This is a genomic window from Lysobacter enzymogenes, assembly GCF_017168095.1.
GTDB classification, from domain to species: Bacteria; Pseudomonadota; Gammaproteobacteria; order Xanthomonadales; family Xanthomonadaceae; genus Lysobacter; species Lysobacter enzymogenes_D.
In genome coordinates this window covers 1-5178 of the sequence record NZ_LXSD01000324.1, presented here as the reverse complement: position 1 = coordinate 5178, position 5178 = coordinate 1, and the positions used below count along the sequence as shown (strand labels likewise).

Sequence of the window (5178 nt, the reverse complement as noted above, 5' to 3'; positions counted from 1 at the left end):
AACTGGAGCCAGTACGGCATCTCGCTGGACCTGCGCCGCCACTTCGTGACCGACGGCCGCAACTGGAACCCGTACATCCTGGCGGGCATCGGCTACCAGCGTTCGGAAGAGGAGTACTTCATTCCGTCGCCGCTGTCGCCGGGCAACCGCAAGGACGGCAACTTCGCCGCCAAGGTCGGCGTCGGTATCCAGGGCGACCTGGGCCGCGTCGGCATCCGCACCGAACTGGCTTACCGCGCCGACTTCGACGACCAGAGCGTCAACGCGCCGAAGGAAGACTGGTTCGGCGACGTGCTGGCCTCGGTCGGCATCGTGGTGCCGCTGGGTCCGGAACCCGTCGCTGCGGTCGCTCCGGCTCCGGTCGTGGAGCAGGGCTGCGCCGACAAGGACGACGACGGCGACGGCGTGAACAACTGCGACGACAAGTGCCCGAACTCGCAGGCTGGCCAGACCATCGGTCCGGACGGCTGCCCGGTTCCGGTCTCGATCGACCTGAAGGGCGTGAACTTCGATTTCGACAAGGCGACCCTGCGTCCGGACGCCGTGGCCATCCTCAACGAGGCCGCCGAGATCCTGAAGCGCAACCCGAGCCTGCGCGTCGAAGTCGCCGGTCACACCGACCTGTGCGGTAAGGATGCGTACAACCAGAAGCTGTCCGAGCGCCGCGCCAAGGCCGTGTACGACTTCCTGACCAGCAACGGCGTCGACGCCGGTCGCCTGGCGGGTCCGGTCGGCTACGGCGAGAGCCGTCCGCTGGAGCAGACCCCGCAGACCCTGCCGGGCTGCAAGAGCGAGAAGAACCGCCGCACCGAGCTCAACGCTCAGAACTAAGCGGCAGCGCGCGCCGTTCGCGGCGCACGCGGCAAGACCAGGAAGCCCGGCCTCGCGCCGGGCTTCCTTTTTTGTGGCCGCAATTTTTGGATAAGAGGTATCTGCTCTTGTGGGAGGGGCTTCAGCCCCGAGGCTCTTGTTTCAGACCGCGGCTTTTTTGTTTTTGCGCTGAGCTCTTGGGCTGGGATCGCGATGATCTGAAACAAGAGCCTCGGGGCTGAAGCCCCTCCCACAAGAGCGCATGGCTCCGCCGGCGTAGCGCGACGTTCGTGCCGGCGACAGGCGGCGATCCGATGCGCCGCACGAGCTTGCATCCCGCAGTTCGGCCCATTCATAAGAAAAGCCGATAAATGCCTGATTTTGCGGGTTGTCCGATCCGCCAGGGCCGCCTACACTGGCGCGCACCGACGACCGCGCGGCGAGCCTTCGCCTTCGCCGGTTGCGCCCGCGCCGACCTGGAGAGAGTCCTTATGCGCCGACTGCTTGCCGCCACGTCCTTGATCCTGATCGCCGCATCCGCGCAGGCGCAGACCAGCGCCGCCAACTGCGCCGCGCTGACCGCCTCGCGCGCGCAACCGGTGCAGCCGACCCTGATCGCGCCGGTGGCGCCGGAACTGGTCGCGCCCTCGCATCAGCTCGGCGCGCCGACCGGCGTGCTGTCGCAGGCGCTCGACGAAGCGCTGTCGGTCGACCAGGTGCTGCTGCGCATGAAGCTCGACGCCTGCACCGTGGCCAAGGCCACCCCGGCCTCGACCGGCATGCCCTCGGCCAACGACCCGGCCGCCTACAAGCCGCAGACCGAATTCGACAACACTCCGTGGCGCTTCGACATGAGCCAGGGCGGCAAGCGCATGACTGCCGACGAGTTTGCCGCCTGGATGAAGGCCAAGGGCGTGCGCGTGGCCAAGGGCGCGCCGGGCGCCGCCGCCGCGGCTCCCGCGCCGGTCGCCGAGGCCGAGCCGCCGAAGGCCGAGGAAGGCAAGAAAAAGAAGTAAGCCGCGCCCGCGGCGAACGACGACGGCCGCGGCTTCGCCCGCGGCCGTTTTCGTTTCGCCGGCTGCTGTGGGAGGGGCTTCAGCCCCGATGCTTTTGTGCCAGATCGCCGCGCGTGTCGATTCGCGGCGATCGCGAAAATGCGCGCTTGTGCGAAACCATGGCGGGCGAGGGAGAGGCTTTGGTTTTTGTGGCAGGGCTTCGGCCCGGACGCTTTCGACTCGGTTCGCGGTGTTGCGCAACAAGAGCGTCGGGACTGAAGTCCCTCCCACAACACAGCTGTGGAAGGAGGTTCGGCCTGGACGCTTTCGGCTCGGTTCGCGGCGTCGCGCAACAAAAGTGTCGGGACAGAAATCCCTCCCACAACTCAGCTGCGGGAGCGGCCTGGCCGGCGCGCGCGCAAGAAACCGACCACCGCTTCGGCGACGGCTGCGATAATGCGCGGCGCCGCTGCGCCTGCGTTGGAATCCCCGGACCCGCCTTGAACAAGACCCCGCCCCGTCACGGCCTCGCCCGCGTGCTGTCCAAGCAGGGCGTGTGCTCGCGCAGCGAGGCGGCGCGCTGGATCGCGCAGGGGCGGGTGTCGGTGGACGGGCGGATCGTGCGCGATCCCGAGTTCGTGATCGTGCAAGGCCGCCAGCGCATCCGCGTCGACGGCGCCGAGCTCGGCGAGACGCGCCGGCTCTATCTGATGCTCAACAAGCCGCGCGGGCTGGTCACCACCGCCGTCGATGAGCGCGGTCGCGACACCGTCTACCGCTGCTTCGACGGCGCCGAACTCGACGGCGCGCCGCTGCCGTGGCTGGCGCCGGTGGGGCGGCTGGACAAGGCCAGCGAAGGCCTGCTGCTGTTTTGCAACGACCCGCAATGGGCCGCGCGCATCACCGATCCCGAGCTTGGGCCGGACAAGACCTATCGCGTCCAGATCGATGCGATTCCCGACCAAGCGCAGCTGCGCGCGCTGGAAGCGGGCGTGGACGACGACGGCGAGCGGCTGCGCGCCAAGTCGGCGCGGCTGCTGCGCAGCGGCGAGAAGAACGCCTGGCTGGAGATCGTGCTCGACGAGGGGCGCAACCGGCAGATCCGCCGGTTGCTGGCCGCGTTCGGGCTGGAGACGCTGCGGCTGGTCCGGGTCGCCATCGGCGAGTTGCCGCTCGGCGAACTGCCCAAGGGCCGGTGGCGGGTGCTGGACGAAGACGATCTGCGCAAGCTGCGTTGACGCCTGAGGCTGCGTCCCCGCCGTTGCGCGCCCGCGCACGCCATCGCGAGAAACCCGACGCAGTTCGCGCTCGCGCCGCGCCATCGCGCGCGCAGCGGCTCGGAAATCCGACTCCAGTACCAGTCGCCGCGACTTGCCGCGGCTAGAGTCGGGGCAGGGCGCCGTCGGCGCCGGCGTGTGCGATCCGCCGGCGCGAACAGGAAGACGGCGCGAAAACAAGGAGGTGCCACGCCGGCCCGGGCCTCGCCCCGCGCGCAGGCCGGATTACGACAAGCTCGACCGCTCGCGGCCCCCCGGCCGCATACACGCTTTCGGCCGCGTGCGCGCTTGCGCGCGTTCGTCGCAGGGGCGCGCGCGCATCCGCGCGGCGCGCGCTGCCGCAACGGCTCGCAGGCGAACCCATGCCCCGTTCCCCGTTCAAGGAGAGAATCCCATGTCGTTGATGTCGACCGCCGTTCCCGCGCGCCAGCGCGCCGGTACGTTCTTCGCCGCCTTGCGCGCGTTCGCGCTGACCGCGGCGTTGTTGTTCAGCGCCGGCGTCCAGGCCGATCCGGTGCGCGCCGAGCAATTCATGCAGGTGGTGCGCACCCAGCGCGCCGTGCTGGATTCGCACATGGTGTACGTGAACATGTATCTCAACGCCGGCAACGTCGAGGCGGCGCAGTTCAGTCTGTCGATGGCGTATTCGGAAGCGATCGCGATCAACGCCAAGATGGCCCAGCTCTGCAGCGAACTGCGCAACTCGCGCGAGGCGGGGCAGTACAACGACCTGCAGGCGCTGGAGCGCGCGATTTCGTACTGCACCGTCGCCCGCCAGCGCATGCAGATGATCCAGAGCTATCTGCTGACGCTGCAGATGGAGCGGCCGCCGTCGCAGATCACCCGGTCCCTGCTCGATATGCAGTTCCAGTTGTACGAAGCGAAGATGCGGGATCTGGAACGGGCGATGAGCGAGGCCTGACGTATCCGGCGCCGGCGACCGCGGCCCGCCGGCGCCGGTTGTTTCGATCATTGCCGCCGCACCGGTGTCGCTCGCTGACGCGACTGGCATCGCCGCCCGTTCCAGACCAGGAGAACCTACGATGTCGCACACGCTTGCCCTGTCCGCCGCCCGCCCGCGCGCGAGCGCGCCGTTCGCCGCCTTGCGCGCCGCCGCGCTGACGCTGTTGATGCTGTTCGCCCACGGCGCCAGCGCCGATCCGGCCGCAGCCGATCAACGGCTCGCGATCGCCAAGCAGAACTTCACTGCGCTCAAGCAGAATTACACCATCGCCAAGATGCAGCTGCAGATGGGGCAGCCCACGCCCGCCGGGGTGTCGTTCACGCTGGCCAAGGTGCAGGCGCAGCAGATGGTCTCGAATCTGGTGAGCCTGCGCACCGAAAACCAGCACACGTTCGACAACGGCCTGTATCTCAACGGCGCGGCGCAGCAGCAGGCGATCAGCTACAGCGACGTGGCCAAGAGCCTGGCCCAGCAATTGCAGACGCGGCTGTTGATCCTGAGCTTGCAGCCGACCTCGCAGCTCGACCTGGTGCTCGCCGACCAGAGCCTGAGCCAGCTGACGCTGAAGATGACCCAGCTCGAGCAGGCGATGATCGCGGCGCAGCAGTAACCGCCGCGGCCGCTTGCGTGGACCGGGCCGATGCGGTCGGCCCGGTCACCGTCATTCGTTTGGACCGGCTGGCTTCGATGGGCTGGCTTCGGTGTGCTTGTTGCAACCGGTCGGCAGATGCGTCCCGGCCCGCTCGCGGCCCGCGTCAATCGCCCGCTTCGGGCTCGCGCCAACGCATCAGGCGCGCATCGAGCAAGGCCGCGACCACCTCGCGCGCGCACTCGTCGCCCGGGCCGCGCGCGTCGTGGCTGCAGCCCTTGCCGTGATTGCACGGGGCGCAGGCGAGGGCGAGGTTGCGCGGGTCGTCGGGCTCAAAGCCTACGCGCGCGGTCAGCTCCGCCGCGGCGCGGCGGCCGAACCAGGCGCTGGGCACGACGTGTTCGAGCGAGGTCGAACCCAGCGCCTCGCCGTCGGCGCGCAGCGCCAGGGCGCGGCGGCAGTGCAGGCAGCGGCTGCGCCAGGTGTCGCCGTCGAGCGCGGCCAGCGCGTCGGTGCGCGCGGCCAGCAGCAGGCGGCGGCGCA

At 69.4% G+C, this 5178-nt stretch carries 7 protein-coding genes and 2 pseudogenes; 7 read left to right on the top strand and 2 right to left on the bottom strand.

Translation table 11 applies throughout. The features are described 5' to 3' along the window. The coding region (locus tag A7A76_RS11490) for an OmpA family protein (RefSeq protein WP_206411307.1) at positions 1 to 831 on the top strand (831 nt) is incomplete at its 5' end. Positions 832 to 1301: 470 nt separating this feature from the next. Next, a complete protein-coding gene (locus A7A76_RS11485) occupies positions 1302 to 1826 on the top strand; it encodes a hypothetical protein (protein WP_232518327.1) in 525 nt (174 codons plus the stop codon). Positions 1827 to 1883: 57 nt separating this feature from the next. Here A7A76_RS11485 and A7A76_RS26540 read toward each other — a convergent pair. After that, positions 1884 to 2021, bottom strand: a pseudogene (locus tag A7A76_RS26540) (DUF6053 domain-containing protein); the annotation flags it as partial. On the opposite strand from A7A76_RS26540, the pseudogene A7A76_RS26535 reads away from it, so the two are divergent. From A7A76_RS26535 to A7A76_RS11470, 5 genes and pseudogenes are all read left to right on the top strand, one after another. Next, positions 1975 to 2088: pseudogene (locus A7A76_RS26535) on the top strand (DUF6053 domain-containing protein); the annotation flags it as partial. The pseudogenes A7A76_RS26540 and A7A76_RS26535 overlap by 47 nt on opposite strands. Positions 2089 to 2105: 17 nt before the next feature. Further along, a complete protein-coding gene (locus tag A7A76_RS26530; RefSeq protein WP_428995129.1) occupies positions 2106 to 2309 on the top strand; it encodes a DUF6053 domain-containing protein in 204 nt (67 codons plus the stop codon). Next, positions 2306 to 3043, top strand: coding sequence for a pseudouridine synthase (locus A7A76_RS11480; protein ID WP_241200875.1), 738 nt, complete (start codon positions 2306 to 2308; stop codon positions 3041 to 3043). The genes A7A76_RS26530 and A7A76_RS11480 overlap by 4 nt, the downstream gene beginning before the upstream one ends. 433 nt (positions 3044 to 3476) lie before the next feature. Continuing rightward, entirely contained in the window at positions 3477 to 4004 is a 528-nt protein-coding gene (locus tag A7A76_RS11475) for a hypothetical protein (protein WP_206411306.1), read from the top strand. Between the two features lie 121 nt (positions 4005 to 4125). After that, positions 4126 to 4656 carry a hypothetical protein gene (locus A7A76_RS11470; RefSeq protein WP_206411305.1) on the top strand — a complete coding sequence of 177 codons (531 nt, stop codon included), beginning with the start codon at positions 4126 to 4128 and terminating at the stop codon, positions 4654 to 4656. 145 nt (positions 4657 to 4801) lie between these two features. Here A7A76_RS11470 and A7A76_RS11465 read toward each other — a convergent pair. Further along, on the bottom strand, positions 4802 to 5178 hold a 377-nt coding region (locus A7A76_RS11465), incomplete at its 5' end, for an HNH endonuclease (protein ID WP_206411304.1).